This is a genomic window from Rahnella selenatireducens, from assembly GCF_046449555.1.
GTDB classification, from domain to species: Bacteria; Pseudomonadota; Gammaproteobacteria; order Enterobacterales; family Enterobacteriaceae; genus Rahnella; species Rahnella selenatireducens.
The window spans coordinates 484,715-506,254 of record NZ_JBKEZJ010000002.1 but is presented as its reverse complement, the minus strand read 5'-3'; the positions used below and the strand labels follow the sequence as shown (position 1 = coordinate 506,254).

23 protein-coding genes are annotated in these 21,540 nt (G+C 52.6%); 14 read left to right on the top strand and 9 right to left on the bottom strand.

Annotation, left to right across the window (positions count from 1 at the left end; translation table 11 throughout):
* Positions 1 to 50: 50 nt before the first annotated feature.
* The 3 genes from ACLBVC_RS05610 to ACLBVC_RS05600 all read left to right on the top strand — a co-directional run bounded on the left by ACLBVC_RS05610 (position 51) and on the right by ACLBVC_RS05600 (position 4,538).
* The gene (locus ACLBVC_RS05610; protein WP_410148735.1) at positions 51 to 551 is read left to right on the top strand and encodes a CS1 type fimbrial major subunit; all 501 of its coding nucleotides are present in this window, start codon (positions 51 to 53) and stop codon (positions 549 to 551) included.
* Between the two features lie 75 nt (positions 552 to 626).
* Positions 627 to 3,365 (top strand): TcfC E-set like domain-containing protein, encoded by a 2,739-nt coding sequence (locus ACLBVC_RS05605; RefSeq protein WP_410148733.1) that lies wholly within the window; start codon positions 627 to 629, stop codon positions 3,363 to 3,365.
* A gap of 9 nt (positions 3,366 to 3,374) precedes the next feature.
* Positions 3,375 to 4,538 (top strand): CfaE/CblD family pilus tip adhesin, encoded by a 1,164-nt coding sequence (locus ACLBVC_RS05600; protein ID WP_410148731.1) that lies wholly within the window; start codon positions 3,375 to 3,377, stop codon positions 4,536 to 4,538.
* Between the two features lie 44 nt (positions 4,539 to 4,582).
* Here the strand turns inward: ACLBVC_RS05600 and ACLBVC_RS05595 are convergent, their stop codons facing one another.
* A complete protein-coding gene (locus tag ACLBVC_RS05595; protein WP_410148729.1) occupies positions 4,583 to 5,173 on the bottom strand; it encodes a LuxR family transcriptional regulator in 591 nt (196 codons plus the stop codon).
* A 231-nt stretch (positions 5,174 to 5,404) separates the two neighbouring features.
* On the opposite strand from ACLBVC_RS05595, the gene ACLBVC_RS05590 reads away from it, so the two are divergent.
* Complete coding sequence (locus tag ACLBVC_RS05590; protein WP_410148727.1) at positions 5,405 to 5,962, top strand: YagU family protein; 558 nt, start codon at positions 5,405 to 5,407, stop codon at positions 5,960 to 5,962.
* 80 nt (positions 5,963 to 6,042) lie between these two features.
* Here the strand turns inward: ACLBVC_RS05590 and ACLBVC_RS05585 are convergent, their stop codons facing one another.
* Genes ACLBVC_RS05585 through ACLBVC_RS05575 form a run of 3 tightly spaced genes read right to left on the bottom strand, consistent with a single transcriptional unit; the run spans position 6,043 to position 7,814 of the window.
* Entirely contained in the window at positions 6,043 to 6,324 is a 282-nt protein-coding gene (locus ACLBVC_RS05585) for a pentapeptide MXKDX repeat protein (RefSeq protein WP_410148725.1), read from the bottom strand.
* Between the two features lie 50 nt (positions 6,325 to 6,374).
* Positions 6,375 to 7,178: a molybdopterin-dependent oxidoreductase gene (locus tag ACLBVC_RS05580; protein ID WP_410148723.1), complete on the bottom strand. Its 804-nt coding sequence runs from the start codon at positions 7,176 to 7,178 to the stop codon at positions 6,375 to 6,377.
* Positions 7,179 to 7,187: 9 nt separating this feature from the next.
* Positions 7,188 to 7,814: a cytochrome b/b6 domain-containing protein gene (locus ACLBVC_RS05575; protein WP_410148721.1), complete on the bottom strand. Its 627-nt coding sequence runs from the start codon at positions 7,812 to 7,814 to the stop codon at positions 7,188 to 7,190.
* Positions 7,815 to 7,968: 154 nt separating this feature from the next.
* On the opposite strand from ACLBVC_RS05575, the gene ACLBVC_RS05570 reads away from it, so the two are divergent.
* The 7 genes from ACLBVC_RS05570 to ACLBVC_RS05540 all read left to right on the top strand — a co-directional run bounded on the left by ACLBVC_RS05570 (position 7,969) and on the right by ACLBVC_RS05540 (position 14,635).
* On the top strand, positions 7,969 to 8,691 hold the full coding sequence (locus tag ACLBVC_RS05570; RefSeq protein ID WP_410148719.1) for a response regulator transcription factor: 723 nt from the start codon (positions 7,969 to 7,971) through the stop codon (positions 8,689 to 8,691).
* Between the two features lie 3 nt (positions 8,692 to 8,694).
* Positions 8,695 to 10,161, top strand: a complete 1,467-nt coding sequence (locus tag ACLBVC_RS05565) for a sensor histidine kinase (RefSeq protein WP_410148717.1) — start codon at positions 8,695 to 8,697, stop codon at positions 10,159 to 10,161.
* A 232-nt stretch (positions 10,162 to 10,393) separates the two neighbouring features.
* Complete coding sequence (locus ACLBVC_RS05560; RefSeq protein WP_410148715.1) at positions 10,394 to 11,890, top strand: UbiD family decarboxylase; 1,497 nt, start codon at positions 10,394 to 10,396, stop codon at positions 11,888 to 11,890.
* A 32-nt stretch (positions 11,891 to 11,922) separates the two neighbouring features.
* Positions 11,923 to 12,489 (top strand): UbiX family flavin prenyltransferase, encoded by a 567-nt coding sequence (locus ACLBVC_RS05555; RefSeq protein WP_410148713.1) that lies wholly within the window; start codon positions 11,923 to 11,925, stop codon positions 12,487 to 12,489.
* Between the two features lie 56 nt (positions 12,490 to 12,545).
* Complete coding sequence (locus tag ACLBVC_RS05550) at positions 12,546 to 13,259, top strand: DUF554 domain-containing protein (RefSeq protein WP_410148711.1); 714 nt, start codon at positions 12,546 to 12,548, stop codon at positions 13,257 to 13,259.
* An 83-nt stretch (positions 13,260 to 13,342) separates the two neighbouring features.
* Entirely contained in the window at positions 13,343 to 14,197 is an 855-nt protein-coding gene (locus ACLBVC_RS05545; protein WP_410148709.1) for a LysR family transcriptional regulator, read from the top strand.
* Positions 14,198 to 14,314: 117 nt separating this feature from the next.
* On the top strand, positions 14,315 to 14,635 hold the full coding sequence (locus ACLBVC_RS05540; protein ID WP_410148707.1) for a DMT family transporter: 321 nt from the start codon (positions 14,315 to 14,317) through the stop codon (positions 14,633 to 14,635).
* 78 nt (positions 14,636 to 14,713) lie between these two features.
* Here ACLBVC_RS05540 and ACLBVC_RS05535 read toward each other — a convergent pair whose 3' ends face one another.
* Positions 14,714 to 14,935 carry a YdgH/BhsA/McbA-like domain containing protein gene (locus ACLBVC_RS05535; RefSeq protein ID WP_410148705.1) on the bottom strand — a complete coding sequence of 74 codons (222 nt, stop codon included), beginning with the start codon at positions 14,933 to 14,935 and terminating at the stop codon, positions 14,714 to 14,716.
* 280 nt (positions 14,936 to 15,215) lie between these two features.
* On the opposite strand from ACLBVC_RS05535, the gene ACLBVC_RS05530 reads away from it, so the two are divergent.
* Positions 15,216 to 16,427 (top strand): HEAT repeat domain-containing protein, encoded by a 1,212-nt coding sequence (locus ACLBVC_RS05530; protein WP_410148703.1) that lies wholly within the window; start codon positions 15,216 to 15,218, stop codon positions 16,425 to 16,427.
* Positions 16,428 to 16,458: 31 nt separating this feature from the next.
* Here ACLBVC_RS05530 and ACLBVC_RS05525 read toward each other — a convergent pair whose 3' ends face one another.
* From ACLBVC_RS05525 to ACLBVC_RS05510, 4 genes are all read right to left on the bottom strand, one after another.
* A complete protein-coding gene (locus ACLBVC_RS05525; RefSeq protein ID WP_410148701.1) occupies positions 16,459 to 17,082 on the bottom strand; it encodes an NAD(P)-binding oxidoreductase in 624 nt (207 codons plus the stop codon).
* Positions 17,079 to 17,600, bottom strand: coding sequence for a heme utilization cystosolic carrier protein HutX (gene hutX / locus ACLBVC_RS05520; RefSeq protein WP_410148699.1), 522 nt, complete (start codon positions 17,598 to 17,600; stop codon positions 17,079 to 17,081). The genes ACLBVC_RS05525 and hutX overlap by 4 nt, the downstream gene beginning before the upstream one ends.
* Positions 17,578 to 18,903 (bottom strand): heme anaerobic degradation radical SAM methyltransferase ChuW/HutW, encoded by a 1,326-nt coding sequence (gene hutW / locus ACLBVC_RS05515; RefSeq protein ID WP_410148697.1) that lies wholly within the window; start codon positions 18,901 to 18,903, stop codon positions 17,578 to 17,580. The genes hutX and hutW overlap by 23 nt, the downstream gene beginning before the upstream one ends.
* A gap of 137 nt (positions 18,904 to 19,040) precedes the next feature.
* The gene (locus ACLBVC_RS05510) at positions 19,041 to 19,745 is read right to left on the bottom strand and encodes an SDR family oxidoreductase (protein WP_410148695.1); all 705 of its coding nucleotides are present in this window, start codon (positions 19,743 to 19,745) and stop codon (positions 19,041 to 19,043) included.
* Positions 19,746 to 19,918: 173 nt separating this feature from the next.
* Between ACLBVC_RS05510 and fecI the strand changes: the two genes are divergently transcribed.
* Positions 19,919 to 20,437 (top strand): ferric citrate uptake sigma factor FecI, encoded by a 519-nt coding sequence (fecI, locus tag ACLBVC_RS05505; protein WP_410148693.1) that lies wholly within the window; start codon positions 19,919 to 19,921, stop codon positions 20,435 to 20,437.
* 5 nt (positions 20,438 to 20,442) lie between these two features.
* Positions 20,443 to 21,414 carry a ferric citrate uptake sigma factor regulator FecR gene (gene fecR, locus ACLBVC_RS05500; RefSeq protein WP_410148691.1) on the top strand — a complete coding sequence of 324 codons (972 nt, stop codon included), beginning with the start codon at positions 20,443 to 20,445 and terminating at the stop codon, positions 21,412 to 21,414.
* The last annotated feature ends 126 nt before the right edge of the window (positions 21,415 to 21,540 follow it).

The following is a 21,540-nucleotide window of genomic DNA, read 5'->3' as shown; positions in this document are numbered from 1 at the left end:
CGACGATACGGTCATTCAAGACCATTACATGGATTTTCATGGAGCTAAAAATGCAAAAATTAATTAAACCACTTTTCATCGCTGCAGTATTAACGGCTGCATTTAATGCACAGGCTGTGCAGAAAGATATTACCGTTAATGCCAACGTCGATGCGACAGTGGATATGACACAGGCAGACGGCACGGCATTACCGGGCACAATTAATATGCAATATATTCCGGGCCGTGGTTTGTCTACCTATTCACTGGACACCAAGATCTGGTCTAACTCTTCTACCGCAGGCATTAACGTTGCGCTGGTCAGTGCAGCGCAGTTAAACGAGGCCGTCAGCGGCACCGCAGTACCGCTGAAAGTCACGCTGGGTGCAGATCTCAAACCGATCACGACCACATCAACAACCCTGACGTATGCCTCATTATTCCCGGCGGGTACGACGAACGGTTCTTCAGTATTGCCTCTGAAAATCTCTCCGGCAACCGTTGCACCTCTGGCGACCGGCACCTATTCCGGCGTTGTCAGCCTGCTGATCACCCAGGCGACATCAAGCTGATTTGCCTGAGTTGACGGATCGATTATTTCGGGGGGCGGTCTGCCCCCTTATTATTCTTTTCAGCAGGACGCTGTAATGAAGGTCAATATTCGCGTTGTATTAATAGCCTCTTTCATTACCCTGATCCCGTCTCTATCTGTCCGTGCAGCGACACAGGTTCCGCCGGGTTTTGAATCGCTGGTGACCGGGCAGACTCTGTGGGTCAATCTTTCTGTTTACGGACAATCGCTCGGGCTTTTTGAAGCGAACGTTTCACTGGATACCGTGACGTTCCTGAAACCGGAAGATGTCGCCCACGCGGTCATGCAGCATTATCAGAAAAACCCCCAGCAGGAAAAACGTTTAGACGACCTGGTCCGTCAGCCTCTGGCGCGCAACGGTAATCTGGCTTGCAGCAGTAACGGCGGGGTGGCCGGATGTGACTATCTGGATACAGATTCTGTCGCGGTTATCTATGACGAAAATAATGCCAAAGTTGCACTGTTCCTCGGCCCGGAATTTATTCCGCTTTCTGCAGGCAATGCCTCACCTTATTACGAACAGACTGCCGAAACCGAAGCGGCATTTATTCATCAGCAAAATATCAATTTCGTGACTAACAGCGGCGATCAGACGTTATCCCTGCAAGGTGCGGGCGCACTGGGTTTGACGCAAAACAGCTATGCCGGTGTCGACTGGGATTACCTCGCGCAAAAATATCGTCAGCAAAATCATCAGGAAGTTCGCTTCAATAACGCCTTTCTGCGTCGTGACCTGGGCAAACGCTACTACGTTCAGGCCGGAAGAATGGATTCGCGAGACATTTTCAGCAACGCTGGCGGAAACATCACATTAAGCCAGTTACCCCTCAGCACCATCGAAGGCGCGCGTGTAGGTTCCACGCTGGCCTGGGTTAACAGTACTCAGGCCGCACAGGGCACGCCGGTGACAGTATTCATTACCCGCCCGTCGCGCATTGATGCCTATCGTGATCAGCAACTGTTGGGCACTTTTTACCTGAATGCGGGCACACAAAACCTCGACACCACCGCCTTCCCCAATGGCAGTTACACCGTGACGCTGCGCGTGTATGAAGACAATCAGTTGTCGCGTACTGAGCAGGTGCCTTTCAGCCGGACTGGCAGTTCCACCAGCCAAAACGTTGAGTGGTTTGTGCAGGGTGGCGCTATTCCCGGACGGGATGGTCAAAGTAACGGCGCGGAATCGCAAAATGGTGCTGACCGCCGTGTTGTTCAGGCGGGGATCAAAGTTCCGCTGAACCTGGAGACCGCGCTGACCGGCGGTGTGGCGATGACCAACCGCAACCATTTTGTCGAAAGTGCCCTCGACTGGAGCCACGGATTCGACAACGCACTGCTCGACGGCATTCTCGCGACCCGCTTCAGCTACCTGAAGGGCAGTGAAGGCTCGCGCGGCAATATTCAGCAGGTTTCGTATAACGACGGTTTCTCTCTCAGTTTTTATCGCAGTGCGCTGTTCGCGCAGGATTGCTACAGCAACAACGGCGGGCAATATGGTTTCAGCGGTTGCTACCAGAGCAGCAGTCTGATGTTCAGCGTGCCGGTCAAAAGCTGGTATGTGAACGCCGGTTACAGTGCCAGTGAGAATGAAGGCCGCAATGTGATCCCGGCGTTTCGCGATGAAAACGATGTCGTGCCGGTGTGGACCCGCCGCAATATTTACAGCAAAACAAAAACCACCACATGGCAGGTCGGGCTCGGGCGTGGATTCAGTTTCAACGGCATCAACATCAATACCAGCGGCAACCTTTTTACGCGAACTAACAGTACCGGTATGAAGCGTGATAACGGGGGATTCTTGTCCGTTTCTCTCTCGCGCGTCAGCACGCCGACGATTGACGCGCGCTCGAACTACAGCTCGGTGGGCATGACGTATCAGTCAGATCGCAGTAATAAAAATCAGCTCGGCTACAACGTGGCGCAGAACTGGTATTTCGATGCGCAGAATCAGCAGGAAATCGGTGTGAATCTCAACGGTAATCAGGAGAACACCCTTAATGCGTCCGTCTACGGTAAAACCGGCGGCGAGTTCGGCAACGGCAGTCTGGCGGTAAGTTCGGCGTCTTCCGGTTCGTCCGGCCAGCGTTTCAGCAGCAGTGGCAGTTACAACTCTTCAATGGCCGTTGCACGGTCAGGCCTCTACTGGGGAAAATGGGGCAACGGTTTACCGGGTGCTGCGGTGGGTCTGAACGTCGAGAGCACGGATGACAGCCGTGATACCCGTGTGGATGTCTCGGTAGACGGTGCGGGCAGCGCCAGCCTTCACGGCACCGGCCGCACGTTGTTCAGTATTCCGGCTTATACGCAAAGTCATATCAGCATCAACGACTCCATTGAATCTACGGCCGGTATGCGCAGTGAAATTACTCAGGGTGCCGGACGCCGGTCGCTGTTTATCTCACCGGGCCGGATGCTGGCCGGCAAGGTAAATATCGTTTCACGTTACACCTATCTCGGCAGGCTGATGATCAATCAGCAAACGCCGCTTGAAGGCGCAATTCCGCTCAATGTGGTCAGCTGGTCAGGATTAGGGCAGGGAGGTTTTACCGCCGAAACCGATCACCGCATGAAAGATTTGTACATGGCGCGCGGGATGCAGATGTATCGCTGCGAGATGAGGGTAAAAAGCACGCATGATGTCGTGCGCTACGTCGGAGATACCGATTGCGAAACGATCAGCCTTGCATCAGTACCGCAGAACGTTCAGCAGCAGGCAAAAATGCTCATCGCCACGCGGCGTGCTGACGAAGTCCCTCTGGCACGTGAGCAGGCTTTCCGGCAAGAACAACAATAAGGATTTTGTATGCAACTTAGATTTATCGCGGGGCTGGCGCTGGCCGGATGGATGACAGGCGTTCAGGTGCAGGCGGCAACGCTTACGCCGTCGGGTCGTAATACCAGCGTGGCGGTTACTTTCGACCGGATGTCCGTGCCTGCACAGTTGCCGATCTGGTCAAACGAAAACGGGGGTTATGACACGAATAACGTACCGAAATGGGGGCGAAATACGCTGGTTTGTCAGTCACGCACCAGCAATCAGTATGGTGCCTGCCCAACGTTCCCCGTCTGGCTGGAAGCCACTCCTGCTCCCTATCCCGTGCCGATAACTTTCACGGAAAGCACCACGAAACAAACGCTGGTCCTGAATGTTTATCTCACCAAGCGGAGATCGTTGAATAACGTGGTGGTGGCCTCAAACCTGGTGCCGCTGAATGCATTCGGTGGCGAAGTTACCCCAAGGGGTGACGGGACGGACTATTCTGCTTATCTGCCGTCGTCCGAATTGAGTAAATTCCCCTCGGCCGGAACATGGAGTGCGACCCTGAAAATGTCGCTGATGCAGTGGCCTGTAACCTGTACCGGTAACTCGCAGAATGTCAGCGTGGGCTGTACGAATGCGACTAAATTAGGCGACTGGATTGCTGCCCTGGCGTTTAAAGTCACGGATTACGGCAACCAGCAGATCTACTTGCCCGAGTTTGGTAATGCGGCCGCCAATGTGGATCTGGGGCTGAAAATATTCCCCGGCGGGCGCGGCACAACCAATGTAGCAGGCAGTCGCTCTCTGGATATGTGTTTGTATGATGGCAATAATTCGGACAGCAACCGGGTGAGTTTAATTTTTCAGGACGAAGGCTCAGCCGCACCCTCCCGCGCCACCGGTTTGTTCTCGGTATATCGTCGGGGCGGTAATAAGAATCTGGCGCAAGATCGTCTGGATTATTCCGTTGAAGTGGTTAACCCGATAACCAAAGGGCGCCAGGTGGTACAGAACGGCAGTGAGATCGTCTGGAGCGGGACGAATAAAGGGATATTGCGACGCGTCGTCTTACCGGGCCAGAGAAATTCCGTGTTATGTGTTCCCGCGCCCATGGAATTAATCACCCCGTCTTTCACCTTATCGTCGAAAACAGCGGGCCGCTATAGTGGAACGCTCAGAATTATTTATACTCCGACGACGCAATAATATATTTCAGATAATATGAGCCATTCAGTAAAATGTGTGGCTTATCAGTTGAGAATAAAAGATTTATACAAATGAAGTGTGTTTTTTAAATTGAGCTTCTTCACTAAATTAGCCTGATAGCTGTATAGCGATTTAGGTTTTTTACGTGTCACTCTTGCTACGCCCTCTATCGAACCTTTTGTGAATAAACAACGTAAGAAGATTATCTCATTTTCATTTAACTCATTATGGGGGTGAATGGCAAAAGGCTTAGGAGTCTTTGTTTCATTTTTAATGATTCTGTTTATTAAGCTCAGGATGATTGCGGAAGACAGCTTCTTATCTATAAAAAAGTCGATATGAATACAATTGTTATTGAAGTTAAAGGGTTTTTTGCTTTTGTCAGAAAAGAGGATTAATTTTACGCCGTACTTTCTCTTCAGCTCCGCCAGGCGTTCAGCGCAGGTGAGTGCGTTAAGAAAGTGTTCAGGTAAGTCGAAAATAACAAATGACGGAGGTTGCAAGGTCATTTCAGGTTCGATGAAAATATTTTCAATGTCCCGCATATTACTGCAACAATGAATGTTTAATTCATCTATCAGTGATGCTAACCCCTGCTGATGAAAAGCAGACTGGTCTAAATAAATAATATTCATCTTTTTTAATTCCTTTTATGACTTCATGGTCCATGATATCTGCAGAATGAATGAAGTTGAATGTCCTTTTTTGGTGTTAATATTGTAAGGGTTGTGTGTGATTCAGAAGTCAGAATGGGTTATTGTTTACCGTTGTTTACAAATCAAGTGAAAAGGTGATCCAGATCATCTTTTTTGTATCGTAAGTCATTAGTCTTTCAAGGAATCTCATAGGAAATGAAGGACTACTGAATGAAAGATTTTTTCGCATTAACTGAACCTAAACGTCGCAGATACGGTGTGGCTCTTTTTGTTGGGATTATTGCTGGCATCATGTCAGCATTCGTCAAATGGGGTGCTGAAGTTCCTTTACCGCCGCGTACTTTTTCGGGGGGGCGTGATGAATTCAATCCTCCCTATCTTTTTCTAAGGGATTATTTGGGAATTGACCCGACTCATACAGTCTACCAATTCTCAGAACATATAATTAATCCAGTACATGTTACGCATATTATATTTTCTTTAGTTTTCGCGGTGGGTTATTGCCTCGTTGCCGAAGTGTTCCCGAAAGTGAAATTATGGCAGGGCGCGCTGGCAGGTATTATTGCTACTGTCGCTGTGCACTGGATTAGCTTCCCTCTGCTGGGGCTTTCACCATCGCTGACGAATATTCCGTTTGATGAGTATCTTTCTGAATTAGTCGGGCATATCTTCTGGTTCTGGGCAATTGAAATGATCCGACGTGATTTGCGAAATCGCATAACACATGAACCCGATGCTGAAGTTCCTTTGAACTCTCCTTATCGCTAATCCCTTATATTCAAAATGAAAGCCGCCGTCGGGCGGCTTTTTCAATGTTGCACGGTATTTAATGCAAACCGACCGGTGTCTTACTGGCTCATGGCATCTTTTTTCATGCCATCTTTCGATATGGTGTCTTTCTTCATCGCGTCCTTTGACATGTGGTCTTTAGACATTTTGTCTTTCGACATACAGTCTTTGCCCATGCTGTCTTTCGCCATCGAGTCTTTACTCATGCTGCCCTTTTTCATGCAGTCTTTGGACATATGGCTCATGCTGTCTTTCTTCATCATCGCGTCTGCGGCGTAGGTGGTGCTCACTGCGCCCATCATCAGACAGGCAGACATCATCATTACGGTTAACTTTTTCATGGGGTATTCCTTTTCTCTGTTGGGTTTTATTGAGATCGTCGTCGTGTGTTCTAACTTCCACCAAACCAGTTGTAGCCCTGATCTTCCCAGTAGCCACCGGTGAATTTATTGGTAATTTCAATCACTTCGATGTGTTTGGGGTTCTTGTAACCGAGCTTGGTTGGCATCCTGAGTTTCATCGGGAAACCGTATTTGCGCGGTAAAATCTGTCCGTCATAGGTCAGCGCCAGCAACGTCTGCGGATGCAGCGCTGTCGCCATATCAATACTGGTGTAATACTCGTCGGCACATTTGAAACTGACGTATTCCGCGCTAAGATCCGCGCCAATCAGCCGTAAAAAATCACCAAACGGTACGCCGCCCCATTTGCCAATTGCGCTCCAGCCTTCCACGCAGATATGCCGCGTCACCTGGCTGACCTGTGCCATTTTGTAGAGGGTTGGCAACGACCATTCGCGTTTATCCAACGCCAGACCGGCGATTTTCAGGCGATAGGCCAGCCCGTCAACTTCAGGTGCATCGTCTTCGGCGTAAAACGCATTAAACGGAAACGGACGGGTGATCATGGATTCTGCATAGACCGGCGCGAGACGCGTTGAGCCAAACAGCCAGCTCTGAGCGCGATCGTTGAAGCCGGAAATTTTGCCCAGCGCGGTTTCCACGCTGGCGTTATCGCTGATGTCGCAGCCGGTCAGCATGGCAATGCCGCCGAGCGTCAGCCCGCGTTGCAAAAACAGGCGGCGTGAGGGCGCGTCCAGTTCGCGGATAATCTGTTTTTTAGCTTCCTGCACAATCGCTTCACTGTCCGACGTGCTGAAAATCTGAACGATGCTTTTTTTGATAATGTTCTTCATATTCAGCCCTTAACGTCCGCGGATCATGGCGATCAGCGTTTTTGGCACCAGCGCCACCATGATCAAATGCAGCACGACAAACCCGACTAACGACGCCATCGCTAAAAAGTGGACGTAGCGCGCGGTGTCGTAACCGCCCATCAGTTCGCGCAGTAACGGAAACTGTACCGATTTCCACACCACCAGCCCGGAAAGCACCAGCACGATGCCGTCGAGCATCACGAACACATACGCCGCGCGCTGCACCATGTTGTAGTGGCGTAAATCGTTGTGTTGCAGCTTGCCGCGCAGGGCCGCACGCAAATCGTTGAAAATACCGCGCGGGGTCAGCGGCCAGAATTTTCGTTTCATCCTGCCGGTGAGAATGTTCATCAGCAGGTAGAACAGACCGTTAAAACCGAACAGCCACATGCCGGCGAAATGCCACTGGATTGCGCCGCCCAGCCAGCCACCGAGTGTCACGGTGGATGGGAAATCAAAATCAAACAGCGGCGACGCGTTATAAATCTGCCAGCCGCTGGTCACCATAATCAGCACCGCCAGTGCATTCAGCCAGTGAGCAAGACGCAGCCATAAAGGATGGATCGTGGCCGGTTTTTGCCCCGCGACCTGAGAGATTTCTGTGTGAATTGTCATGATGCGTTTCCGCTATCTGCCCTGTGATATAGCGAGTATTGAGCGGATTTGTTCCCCAAGACCTCACGCAAAGTTAAATAAAATGTGATAACTCAAGGGTCATAGCTTGTGTAGACTCAAACGATATGAGGAAGGCACGCGGTGGGATAACAAAATGGATAAAACGAAAAAAATCCTGATCGTTGAAGACGACGGGGATATTGCGGAACTGCTGAGCCTGCATCTGCGTGACGAAGGGTATGAAATTACGCATGCGGCGGACGGCAATCTGGGGGTCGCGCATCTGGAAAAAGGCGGCTGGGATGCCTTGATTCTGGATCTGATGTTGCCCGGCGTGGACGGGCTGGAGATCTGCCGCCGAGCACGCAACATGACGCGCTACACGCCCATCATCATTATCAGCGCCCGTTCCAGCGAGGTGCATCGCGTGCTCGGGCTGGAGCTGGGAGCCGATGATTATCTGGCGAAACCATTCTCGATGCTGGAACTGGTGGCGCGGGTAAAAGCGCTGTTCCGCCGTCAGGAAGCGATGAGCCGTAATCTGAAAATGGATGCCGGAACGCTGAGTTTTGCCGGACTGGTTATCGACCCGATTGCGCGCGAAGTGGTGCTCAATCATCAGCCAGTAGAACTGACGCCGCGGGAGTTTGATTTGCTGTACTTCTTTGCCAAAAACCCCGGCAAAGTGTTCTCGCGCCTCAGCCTGTTAAATCAGGTCTGGGGCTATGAGCACGAAGGGTATGAACATACGGTGAACACCCATATCAACCGGCTGCGCATCAAGATAGAAGCTAATCCGGCCGAGCCGGAACGTATTCTGACCGTCTGGGGAAAAGGCTATAAATTCGTGTCTTCTGCTGAAGATGCGCAAGGGTAAATCATGAAAAATCTCACGCTGGCGCAAAGACTGACTCTGGTATTTACGGTGCTGCTGATCGCCTGCTGCGCGCTTTCAGGCTATATGCAGGTGCGCTCCAGCAATCAGTACAGCCAGTCGGTGATCCAGCGGCTGTCCGCAAATCTGGCGACGCAGATTGCGGCCAATAATCCGCTACTCAGTCAGGGCGACTGGGATCCGAAAGCCGTACATTCGCTGTTTAATCAACTGATGGCGGTCAACCCGAGTGTGGAAGTGTATCTGCTGGATAAAGACGGCAATATTGTCGGTAATGCGGCACCGGCAGGCAGACTTCAACAGCAAAAAATCGATTTGTCGCCGGTAAATGCGCTGTTAGAGGGCGCGAAAATGCCGGTTTACGGTGACAATCCGCGCGATCCGCAAACCCGTCAGGTCTTCTCGGCGGCACCGCTCAAGGAGAACGGTGTGACCAAAGGTTACGTGTATATCGTGCTGCTCGGCGATGAATACACCGCGCTGACCAGCGACGCACAATACCAGTCTTCCATCGCGCTGGCGCTGCGTTCCATGGGGCTGGTGGCGCTGTTCGGTTTACTGGCAGGGGCGCTGGCGTTTCGCTGGGTGACGCGTCCGGTGCGTAAACTGACGCAGCAGATTGCGCAGCTCGACAGCGGCGGAATGGATGCCATACAGGCGCTGGCAAAAAGTCCGATGCCTGCCGGTGCGCCGCGCGATGAAGTGTCGCAGCTGCAACAGGCGTTTGTCGCGCTGGCAAAACGCATCGACCAGCAGTGGCAAAGCCTGATGGTGCAGGATCAGCAGCGTCGTGAATTTATCGCCAATATTTCCCACGATTTGCGCACACCGCTGACCTCACTGCACGGCTATCTGGAAACGCTGTCGGTGAAGTCCGATCATCTGAGCAACGAAGACCGGCAGCGGTATCTGAATATTGCGCTGACGCAAAGTAAAAAAGTCGGGCGGTTGGCGCAGGAATTATTTGAACTGGCGCGCCTGGAATATGGTGTGGTGAAACCGCAGAAAGAGCCGTTTTCCCTGAGCGAACTGGTGCAGGACGTATTCCAGAAATTTGAGCTGGCGACCGAAACGCGCGGGCAGAAATTGTTGGCAGATATCACGCCGGGCATTCCGCTGGTCAATGCCGATCTGGGCATGATGGAGCGCGTACTGACGAACCTGCTGGATAATGCCATCCGCCACACGCCGGAAGGCGGAGTCATTGAGATTAAACTGTGGAAAAACGGCGAACGGGTGATGATTCAGCTGAAAGACACCGGGCCGGGTATTGCGCCGGAGCTGAAAGACAGTCTGTTTGTGCGCCCGTCCATACTCAGTACTAACAAACAACGCGCGGGCGGGTTGGGGCTGATGATTGTGCGCCGTATTTTGCAGCTGCACGGCGGGGATATCCGGCTGGTTGAGCAACAAAAGCAGGGCGCGTGTTTCCAGTTCTCCGTTCCGCTCTAAACTCCCTTCTTTTTAATTTGCGTTACGCTGTGACTTGCGTAACGCAAATATACTACTTTATTGTCATAAAGTTATTATTATGTATTCCCAAGTGTTAAATAATAATTTTATTTTATAACGCAAACCAAAAAAGTTTAGCCTGTATATTTAAACGGTACTTTTTGATTTATATTCAGGCCGATATATTGACCGCGACGAATGAATACTTTCTCATTATTACGTGGAATATATTATGTCTAAGAAAGAAACCCACCCTCAAAATAATAAAGTGCACGATCTGCGCTCCGCTATTGAATTCCTTGAAAGCCTGCCAGGCGAAATGGTCAGCACCGATGTGGAAGTCGATCCGCATGCGGAATTGTCCGGCATTTACCGTTATGTCGGTGCCGGTGGTACGTGCGAACGTCCGACCCGAAAAGGCCCGGCGATGATGTTCAATAACATCAAAGGTTTTCCGGGCGTCCGTGTGGTGACCGGCCTGATGTCGACCCGCGAACGCGTCGGCCATCTACTGGACTGCGCGCCGGAAAAACTCGGTTTTCTGCTGAAAGACTCCGTGAAAAATGCCATCGCACCCGTCGTTATCGACCGCGGCACCGCGCAATGTCAGGAAGTCACATACCTGGCGGATGACCCGAACTTTGACCTGCGCACCTTGCTGCCCGCGCCGACCAACACCGAAGAAGATGCCGGTCCGTATTTCACCATGGGCATGTGCTACGCGTCTGACCCGGAAACCAGAGAGTCCGATGTCACCATTCACCGTCTGTGCATCCAGAGCCGTGACGAACTGTCGATGTGGCTGACACCGGGCCGTCACATCGACGCGTTCCGCGAAAAAGCAGAGCGTGCGGGCAAACCGCTGCCGATTTCTATCAGCATCGGCGTGGATCCGGCGATTGAAATTGCGGCCTGCTTTGAACCACCGACCACGCCACTCGGTTTCAACGAACTGAGCATTGCCGGTGCACTGCGCGGTAAAGCGATTGAACTGACACACTGCGTCTCCATCGACGAAAAAGCGATTGCTCACGCTGAAATCGTGATCGAAGGCGAACTGCTGCCCAACGTGCGCGTCCGTGAAGATCAGAACACCAATACCGGCAAGGCGATGCCGGAATTTCCGGGTTACACCGGCGAAGCAAAGGCCGCACTGCCTGTAATCAAGGTGAAAGCGGTCACTCACCGTAAAAACCCAATCCTGCAAACCACCCTGGGCCCAAGCGGCGAACACGTCAGCATGGCCGGTATTCCGACCGAAGCCAGTATTCTGGACATGATTGACCGCGCCATGCCGGGCCGCGTACTGAATGTGAATGCGCACACCTCCGGCGGCGGTAAACTGCTGGCGGTTCTGCAATTTAAGAAAGCTTCTCCGGTTGACGAAGGCCGTCAGAGACAAGCCGCGCTGCTGGCGTTCGCCGCTTTCTCTGAGCTGAAACACGTCATTCTGGTCGATGAAGATGTGGATATTTTCGACACCGACGACGTCCTGTGGGCGATGCAAACCCGTTTCCAGGGCGACGTGGATATTGCAACCATTCCCGGTGTCCGCTGCCATCCGCTTGATCCGTCGCAGAACCCGGCATACAGCCCGAGCATTTTGCAGGAAGGGATGTCATGCAAAACAATCTTCGACTGCACAGTTCCTTTCCATCTGAAAGCGCATTTCGAACGTTCTAAATTTAAAGAAGTCGATGTGAAGAAATTCTTACCTGACTTTAAATAATACGAACGTTAAGCATTAATTAAGGATCTGACATGAGTAAACGGCGCATAATTGTGGGGATAAGCGGTGCTTCAGGATTTCAATATGGAATGAAAGCGCTGGAAATATTGCGGGATATGGATATCGATGTGCATCTTATTATCAGTAAAGGTGCCGAAATGACGCGGAGCATGGAAACGGATATTGAAAGGGAGGACGTCGCCTGTCTGGCCAACGAAGTTCACTCCATTAATAATCTGGGGGCTTCTGTTTCCAGTGGTTCCTATAAAACCATCGGAATGATTATTGCGCCGTGCTCAATGAATACTCTGGGATCTATCGCTCACGGTTTAACCCCTAATTTACTCACCCGCGCGGCGGATGTCGTGTTAAAAGAGCGGCGCAGGTTGGTACTGATGGTCAGGGAAACACCGCTGAATCTTTCGCATCTGAAGAATATGCAGTCGGTGACTGAAATGGGCGGAATTATCTTTCCGCCGGTTCCGGCTCTTTATCACAAACCTGAAAGCGTGGATGACATTATTCACCACAGCGTGGCCCGCGCCCTGGATTTATTTGATCTGGGCGTCGCGAATATAAAACGCTGGGGCGAAAACTGAGTGATGAATTCTTTGTGAACACGATAAAAAACAGCCTCTAAATTTGTGGAGTAGAAATGTTAATTGGACCTATTGTTAACAGTGGCGCCATTATCCTCGGCGGCCTGTTAGGGGGCTTTCTTGGCGTAAAAATGCCAGAGCGGTTAAGAACCTCGCTGCCCCAGACCTTTGGTTTATGCTCGATGGCGCTCGGCGTCGTGCTGCTGGTGAAAATGCACAGTATGCCGGTGGTAATCCTGTCGGTGATCCTCGGCGCGGCCATCGGGGAACTGTTTTACCTGGAACGTTACATTGCACGTCTGGGCAATATGGCGCGCGGGATCGCCTCGCGTTTTGCCCCGGATACCGGCATGGATCAGAGCATCTTTACCGAAAAATTCGTCGCGATCATCGTCCTGTTTTGCGCCAGCGGCACCGGTATTATTGGCGCGATGACCGAAGGCATGACGCATGATCCGAATATACTGTTCGTTAAAGCGATTATGGATCTGTTCACGGCGGCTATTTTCGCCACGGTGTTGGGTTATGCGGTGGCGCTGATTTTCATTCCGCAGTGGATTGTGCAATTTCTTATCGCCTCGGCGGCAGTGTTTGTTCTTCCGCTCACCAACGCGCAAATGATGGGGGATTTCACGGCAGCTGGGGGCTTTATTATGCTCGCCGCCGGTTTCCGCATCAGCGGAATCAAATCCATCGCAGTAGGAAATTTATTACCGGCGTTAATTCTGGTGATGCCCATCTCGCATTACTGGAGCCTCTTTGTCCACTGAGGAATATCAGCCAAAGCCACTTCATTGCAAAGTGGCTTTTTGTATACTGAGCGTGCCACCGCCGTAATGAAAAGAAGGGAATGATGGATCTGAAAAGAATGCGTTACTTCTGCACCATCGCTGAACAGGGCTCCATCAGTAAAGCCGCGAAGGTGCTGAATATCGCACAACCTCCGCTCGGAAAACGCCTGCACGAACTCGAAGAAGAAATCGGTTCGCCTCTGTTTATCCGCACCACCAAACAGATGGTTCTCACCGAAGCCGGACGTTTTCTTTACCGCAAATCCAGTGAAATCCTCAGCCAGGTCAACAGCGTCACGCGGCAGGCGGTGGATATCGCGTCGCAAAAAAAACGCACCGTGCGTATCGGCGTTTCCTATCTTTATCTGCGCTATTTCAATACGGTATTTCTGGAGCTGTACCGCAAAAACCCGGACTGGGATCCGAACCTTCTGGTATCTGAATCCACCTATCTGGAAGAACTGGTGATGAACAAAGCGCTGGATATGGCGATGATTCAGACGCCCGCTGATATCCGTTCTTTCTATGTCCGTGAATTTGAGCCGATCAAACTGGTCGCGGTTGTCTCAACCGAACTGGCCGAAAATCTGCCCGACCGCACGCTGACTTTCGCTGATTTATCCGGCTTCCCGCTGATTATGCTGCACCGCATGGGCGGCGAGGGCACCTATGAAGTGCTGCTCAACCGGTTGTATGAAGAAGTGAAAGATGTGAACGTGATTATGAAAGTGTCCGAGCCGCGACTGGTGATCGAAATGTTCCGCGACGGCCTTGCGGGTGCCGCGCTGATGCCGGAATCGGAAGTCGGCGAGAGCAAGCATTTCCGTGCGTATAAAATCGAACAAAAAGGGAAGCTTTTCCGCCCGGCAATCATCACGCTGCATACTGAAAAAGACTCGTTTTTGCCGGGAGAGTGATTTTTGTCATGAGCCGGTGAGGTGAACTATAATCAGCCTTCATATGCTGACTGGACGACCAGAGACTCAGCCTGATTTTTCGGGGACGACCCTGACTGTTATTCCTGAGGATGTTTTATGGCCTGGCTTTATCTGCTTTTAGCCGGAATTTTCGAAGTTGTCTGGTCGACCGCAATGAAAGAATCCCACGGATTTACCCGCCTCATTCCCAGCCTGATCACGGCATTTTTCATGCTGCTCAGCGTCGTATTACTGGCGATCGCCATGAAAACCCTGCCGCTCGGCACGTCGTACACCATCTGGGTCGGTATCGGCGCTATCGGCGCATTCATTCTGGGCGTTACGATGTTCGGCGAAAGCCTTAATCCTCTGCGTGTGATCGCTGTTTTGCTGATTTTCGCAGGTGTCATTCTGCTGAAGGTGGCAACGAAAGAGTGACGGGGTAAAACGCCAAAAACAACAAAGCCGCTCTGTAACAGGAGCGGCTTTTGTTCTTAAATCGAAGACTTCAGCAAATCATTTGTACAATACAGCGGTGCCGTGAATGCGGTTCTGTCCACCGGCTTCGATAATTTTATATGAAGTTGCACCGGCAGCCGCAGCTTTGGCTGCGAAGGTGGATTCCAGGCTGTCCAGTGTGTTATCTGAGGCGGTCACAGTGCCGATCTGAGCAGCGAAGCTGCCAAAAGAAACAGTGGCGAGTGCTGCTGCGATAACGAAAGTTTTGATGGTTTTCATGATGTCATTCCTTCTAAGTGTTTGTTGGGTGAAGGCGGCTGCCTTCGATGAGAAGAAGAATAGCGCCGCCGGGTTCGGATGAATAGCGGAGTGATTTGCTGATAATGGTCAAAATATTTGAATGATTTTGAGCGGTATCAGATTCTTCCTTTTCGGAGGATTCTCTTTCATCTCATCCGCCATTTGCCGCTTTCCCACGCCGTGTTCTGGCATACTTTTGTAAAAATCACGGACATATAAAAATGAGTCGTGAACCGCAGTTCCCCAAGGGAGGTCATTCATGGCGACGGAATATTATCTGCTCAGGCAGCTCGAAGTGATGATGGCTGATCCTGATAACTGGGATTACAGCTACTCAAAGGAAACGGATCCGCGAAAAAGGCTGGAGTGCCTGACGCATCATTACAACGGGCATATCCGCCAGCGTGCGGTTTTGTGTCTGGGGATGATGAAAGAGGGCGAAGCGCTGCCTTCAATCATTAAGCGGGTGAATGACTGGGTCAGTCAGGTGCGAGATGCCGCACGGCAAAGCATCCGGCAATTTATGACTCCCGAAAGTGCCGGATGGCTTGTGGCCTGTTTGCCGGATTTCTTCGCTTTGCTCAATACCCGGCGCGATAACCACGCTTTACTGGTTGATGAGATTGTCAGTTTTCTCGCCCGCCCGGAACATTGCGCGGCGTTGATGAACGGATTAGCCTCACCGAAACAAGACGTGGCACGGCATGCGCTGGCGCTTTTACTGGAACATCATCTGCTGGCAGTGGATGTTATTTTTGAAAGTACGTGCAGGCATAAAAATGCCGCCGTCAGGCTGGCCGCTGCACGTGCATTACTGGCACAGCCTGAACTGATCACGCAGGAAAGGCTGCTTACGCTGTTAAAGGATCGCTACGCGCCGGTCAAACAGGCGGCGCTGACTCACGTTACTGATGAGGCCGGAAACGTGCCGGTTTCGTTGTTGCTTGAGTTACTGTGCGACAGAAATGAAGTGGTACGAAAACGTGCTGCGAAATTACTGATTGCACGCGGGCAACCGGTTATTGCGCACTATCTTTCAATATTCGGCGATGAAAACCAGAAATTATCCCGGCGGCGTATAGCCCTTTTAGGGCTGGACGAGCAGAAATACGAACATGTCCTGGTGCTGGCGGCGGATTGCCTTAAAAGCAGCAATAAGGCGCTCTGTAAAACGGCGTTGCAGATCACGGTTCACCGTTTGCAGGAAAATGCCCGCGAAGTGTTGCTTGAGGCGATGGCGCATCCGGCATATCCGGTGGCGATATTTGCCTTCCGCAACTTTGTAAAACTGAAACTGTATATCCGGTTGAGCGATATTCAGCAGAATCAGGCGGTTGCGCCCTCTGTAAAACATCAGCGACTGTATTTCTCGTTGGCTGCCCGGCTTAACCGCTGGGACAGGTTGCAATTTTTGCTGATGAATGCGGATAACGCGGATGCGGCGTTACTGCGTCAGATGCTGACGCAATAAATAACACATGCCCCGTTTCCGGGGCCTTTTTTTAAAACCTTGCGCCATCCAGCGAAGCATCGCACAGCGCGTACACTTCGCCCCAGCCTGCGCCGGTGGCCAGTAGCTGGCAGATATGCAGGGCAACGTCGGCGCGGCGGACGCGGCCATGCGCTTCAGTTTGAATAAGATGTGCTTTTCCGGTGGCTTCGCCGTTGACCAGACCACCCGGACGCAAAATACACCACGCCAGCGTGCTGGTTTGAAGCCAGCTTTCAGCCAGTGATTTCTCACGCACCGCCTGCCCGAACGCCTGTTTTGCGCGGTCGGATAAGGTCGGCCAGCTGTTGCCGCAGCCAATCGACGTCACCAGCAACATCTGGCGGATCCCGGTTTTTTCAGCGGTATCCACAATCAGCCGGTTAGCGGTGTAATCGGAGAGTTTTCCGCCCAGCGTGGACACGATCTGTGCGTCCGCTCCCGCCATCTGGCAGGCCTGCAACACATCTTCCGGGATCAGCGCGTCGCCGGAAATCACGGTGACGCCCGCCGTGCGCAACGTTTCTGCCTGTTCAGGGTTACGGATAAGCGCCACAACCGGACGCTCCTGCGCGGCAAGGGCGACCAGTTCAGCCCCGACGCCGCTGCCAGCGCCAAAAATCAGCAAAGTATTCAAGGATGGTTCTCTCTCTCGGCCAGAAGGGCAGGAAGGGCGCGAAATGCATTCAGCTGATCACTCAGAAGCTGGCGATGGCTGTCACGCCCGACGAAAACCTTGAGCATCGCATAACCGGAAGCGTTTAAAAACCAGACGCTTGCTGTGCTCATTCCCATAAATGGCCGTTCGACCAGGGCGATCTGCTGGCAATTTGTTGCGCGGATATGCCCGCTTAATCCCTGTTTGCCGCGCAGGTTGAAATACCCATGGCGATGCGTGCCGGTGGGCAACGCGCCGTGAAATTCGAGGATCAGATCTTCATTATTCACCAGCGTCGTGACCTCGCCCCATTCCGTGATGTTGTCCCACACCGCGTCGAACTGGCTGCCGGAAAACAGGTGGCTTTCAGGTAAATGCCGGATTACCGTCAGCGGCGTCACGCCATATTCGCGGGCAATATCTTCAACAGTGCCGTCAGGCTGAGTGGAGAGAAAGTCGGTCAGTTTTTGCAGGTTATCCGTGTGCATGGCTGTCATTCCGTAAGGTCAGTTGAGGAACCAGAATTTGCAGGGCTTGCAGCATATTGCTGGCCCAGAAACGTCCGGCGGGCGTGAGGTTAAAACGCGGGCCATCACTGTGCATCAGGCCGCACTGTTGCCACTGTTGCAGCAACGGTTCAATCGGGAACGGATCTTCGACGATGCGGCTCAGATCATAACGTCCGGCTTCGATGCCGCCCTGTAAATCCAGCCGCCAGCGGTGTTCACCGGTGATTGCGGCGGTCATCATCATGATCGGTTTTTGCCCGGCATCGAGCAACTGATAATAAGCGTCCAGATTGCGCATCGTCATGTATGACTGGCCGCCAAGATTGCCGCCCGCACCGCTGCCAAAGGCCAGACAGTCCGCGCCTCTTTTGATCAGCAGGTTATAGAGGTTGCGTTCGCGGGTGGTGCGCGCCCAGTGGCTGTTGCTGATCTGATGCCAGCCATCACGCCCCAGAAATGCTTCGCCTTCCAGATAGAAATCGCGGCGCATGCTGACATCGGGCAGGGTCACCCGGTTGTTCTCAACGGCTTTGCCCAGCGGTGTGGTTGGCAACAGATTCAGCGCGTAGAGATCGACACCGTCCAGCGGCAGGTCGCGGACAATCTGTAAATCTTCCAGCCACGACGCGCGGGTCTGTTCCGGCAGGCCAAACATCAGGTCACACACCACCGCCGCGCGATCGCGTTCGCCCAGCTTGCGCAGAAAATTAATGGCTTCGTCGCGGCTGGCGCGGCGGCCCATTCGCTGACGGATACGCGTGTCGAATGTCTGAATACCGACGGAAAAACGGTTAGCGCCCGCGTCCAGACAGGCATCAATGCGTTCGTCATCGAAATTCAGGATGCGGCCTTCCACCGTGATTTCGCAATCCGGTGCCAGCGGCAAACTGCGGCGCAGGGTCACAATAATCCGGTGTAACTGGCGGGCGCTGAGCGCGGTCGGCGTACCGCCACCAAAATAGACGGCGTGGATTGGCGCGGATTGATGCAGCGGTGAGCTGGCTTCCTGCTCAATTTCACGGATCAGGTAATCGCAGTATTGTTCGGTGGCTTCTGCTTCGAGCTTGTTCTGGTAAAACCCGCAAAATTTGCAGTGCGTCGCGCAAAAAGGGATATGCAAATAGACCAGACGTTTATTGGCAGGCAGCCTTTTCTGACATAGCGCCTGCCATTGTGCGGGAACCTCCTGCGGAGGAACGGGGTGCTGTGGCCGCCAGGGCATTACCGCCCAGCGATCCGGGAACGGCAGGCCCTGATCGGCTGCATAAAAGCGCGCGAGGTCTAAGCTCATAAGGGTCTTCTTCTCCTGAAGAAACAGTCATTACTCTCCATTAAACGATAATGATTATCATTCGATCAAACCCAAACCGCGCTTTAAATGATCTGTATCAAGTTAAAATTTGTGAGGATTTTGCTAAGAAAATCAGTCTACCGCTTCGCTTTATCCCGGCGCGGCCTCACCGCGATATCCGTAATTTGTGTATCGTCGCTGGCGCTGATCACCAGACGCACCGCCGCGGCTACCGATTCCGGCGTGCTGTATTCGCGCGGATCAATCGCGTCAAAATTACCCTGACTTTCACGGGTTTTGCGGTTCATCGGTGTGTCCGTTGGCCCCGGCGCGACGGTGGAAACACGTACGCCATGCTCCGTTTCTTCCTGCCGTAAGGCATGGGTGAGGGCGCTCAGCGCGAACTTGGAGGCGCAATAGACTGTATTTCCGCCTTCCGCTTTCGTCCCCGATCCCGAGCCGATAAACACGATCTGACCTTCCTGCTTTCTCAGCGCCGGTAACGCCAGACGGGTGAACTCCGCCGGTGCGAAAACGTTGATGGAAAACTGCTTTTGCCACTCCTCCGGCGTCGCCTGTTCAAGGCGCAGTGGTTTGGAAATGGCCGCCGAATGCACCAGCACATCAATCACCGGTAACTCACGAATAAACTGCTCAACGGCGCTGAAATCCAGCAGATCGATTTCAATCGCTTCCACGTTTTCGACCAGTCGCAGCGCAATCAGGCTGTCTTTATTACGCCCGAGCGCATAAACCTGATGATCGCGTGCGAGATTATGAACAATGGCCAGCCCGATACCGCTGGTTCCGCCGGTAACAACGGCGACAGGGAGTGAACTCATGATGTTTTCCTTGTGGTTTTTATTCAGGCTAACATCCGGCAGAGCTGCGATCGACGCACTTAAATGACTTAGCTTTTTTGGCAGATGGGAAAGCGAATGATTCTCGATTGTAATGATAACTATTATCAATTATCATCAAATTGTGAATTTCTGGTCTGGTTATGTAACTTCTTATGTCCGCAAACGTTGCCGTTTCCCCGGTTCGTGCTTTTGAAGCACTTTACAGCTCGCATCACCGCTGGCTGAAAAACTGGCTCCAGTTCAAACTGGGGTCCGCCAGTGACGCAGACGATCTGGCGCAGGACACCTTTATGCGCGTTCTCACCGGCAATACCGCACAGGAAATTCGCGAACCCAAATCCTTTTTATGTACCGTTGCCCGCCGCGTGATGGTGGATTTTTTCCGCCGCAACGCGCTGGAACGTGCGTATCTCGATATGCTGGCGCTGATGCCGGAAGAGCAGATGCCGTCGCCCGAACAGCGGCAATGCCTGCTCGAAACCCTGCAACAAATCGATACGATGCTCGACGGGCTGGGCGAGAAAGTGCGTCAGGCATTTTTACTCTCGCAGCTTGAAGGGTTGACGTACCCGGTGATCGCCGAACGTCTGAACGTGTCGGTCAGCTCAGTCAAAAAATACATGGCGAAAGCCACCGAGCACTGCCTGCTGTTCAGCCTGGAACACGGCTGATTCCGATGAATACGTCTCTGACAGATAACCAGCGCCTGTCGCTGAAAATGGCCGCCCAGTGGTTCGCCACCCTGTGTGCGGGCGACGTCACGCCGCAGCAAAACCAGAAATGGCAGCAGTGGCTGGCGCAGGATGAAGATCATCGCTGGGCGTGGCAGCGCGTGGAATCGTTGCAGGGGCAACTGCACAATATGCCCGGCAAATTCAGTTATCAGACGCTGAACCATGCGCGCCAGCAGTCGGACGTCACCCGCCGTCGTGTACTGAAAAGCCTGCTGGTGTTACTGGGACTGGGCGGCACATGGAAAGCCTGGCAGTCTCCCGTCGGGCAGGGCTTGCTGGCCGATGCGCGCACGTCTACCGGAGAAATCAAAACCCTGCGTCTGCCGGATAACTCACAACTTTCGCTCAATACCGCCAGCGCCGCCGATATCCGTTTTACCGATACACAGCGTCTTATCCGCCTGCATCAGGGCGAAATCAGCATGACCACCGCGCGCGATAATCAGCCGGTTCCGCGCCCATTTCTGGTCGAAACGCAACAGGGCATGTTACGCGCGCTGGGCACGGAATTTATCGTACGCCAGCAGGATGACGCCACGCTGCTGACGGTGCTGAAACACGCGGTGGAAATTACGTTGCGCGACCGGCCTGCGGGCGTTTTGCAAATCAGCGAAGGCCACGCCGTGCGCTTTACCGGCAGTGCTTTCGGGGATGTCGCCGCGATAACTGGCGGTGCAGGGAGCTGGACCCACGGTGTGCTGAGCGTCAGCGACTGGCGTCTGGCGGATGTGATTGCCGAGCTGGCCCGTTACCGCCACGGTCATCTGAGTTGCGACCCGTCAGTGGCTGAGTTGCGCATCAGCGGCACGTTCCCGCTGAAAGATACCGACAGCGTGCTGGAGATTCTTTCACGGACACTTCCCGTGAAAATTCAGACGGCTACACGCTACTGGGTGAAAGTGGTGCCTGCGTAATGTCCCGGTAAACTTCTTCCCGCAAATAAAAATGATAAATAATCGCATTCGCGATTGTCCCTTTTCCATTCTCATCCGACTCCTGAGTAGCACCCAAAAAACTGCCTGAAAAATCACACAGCAAAA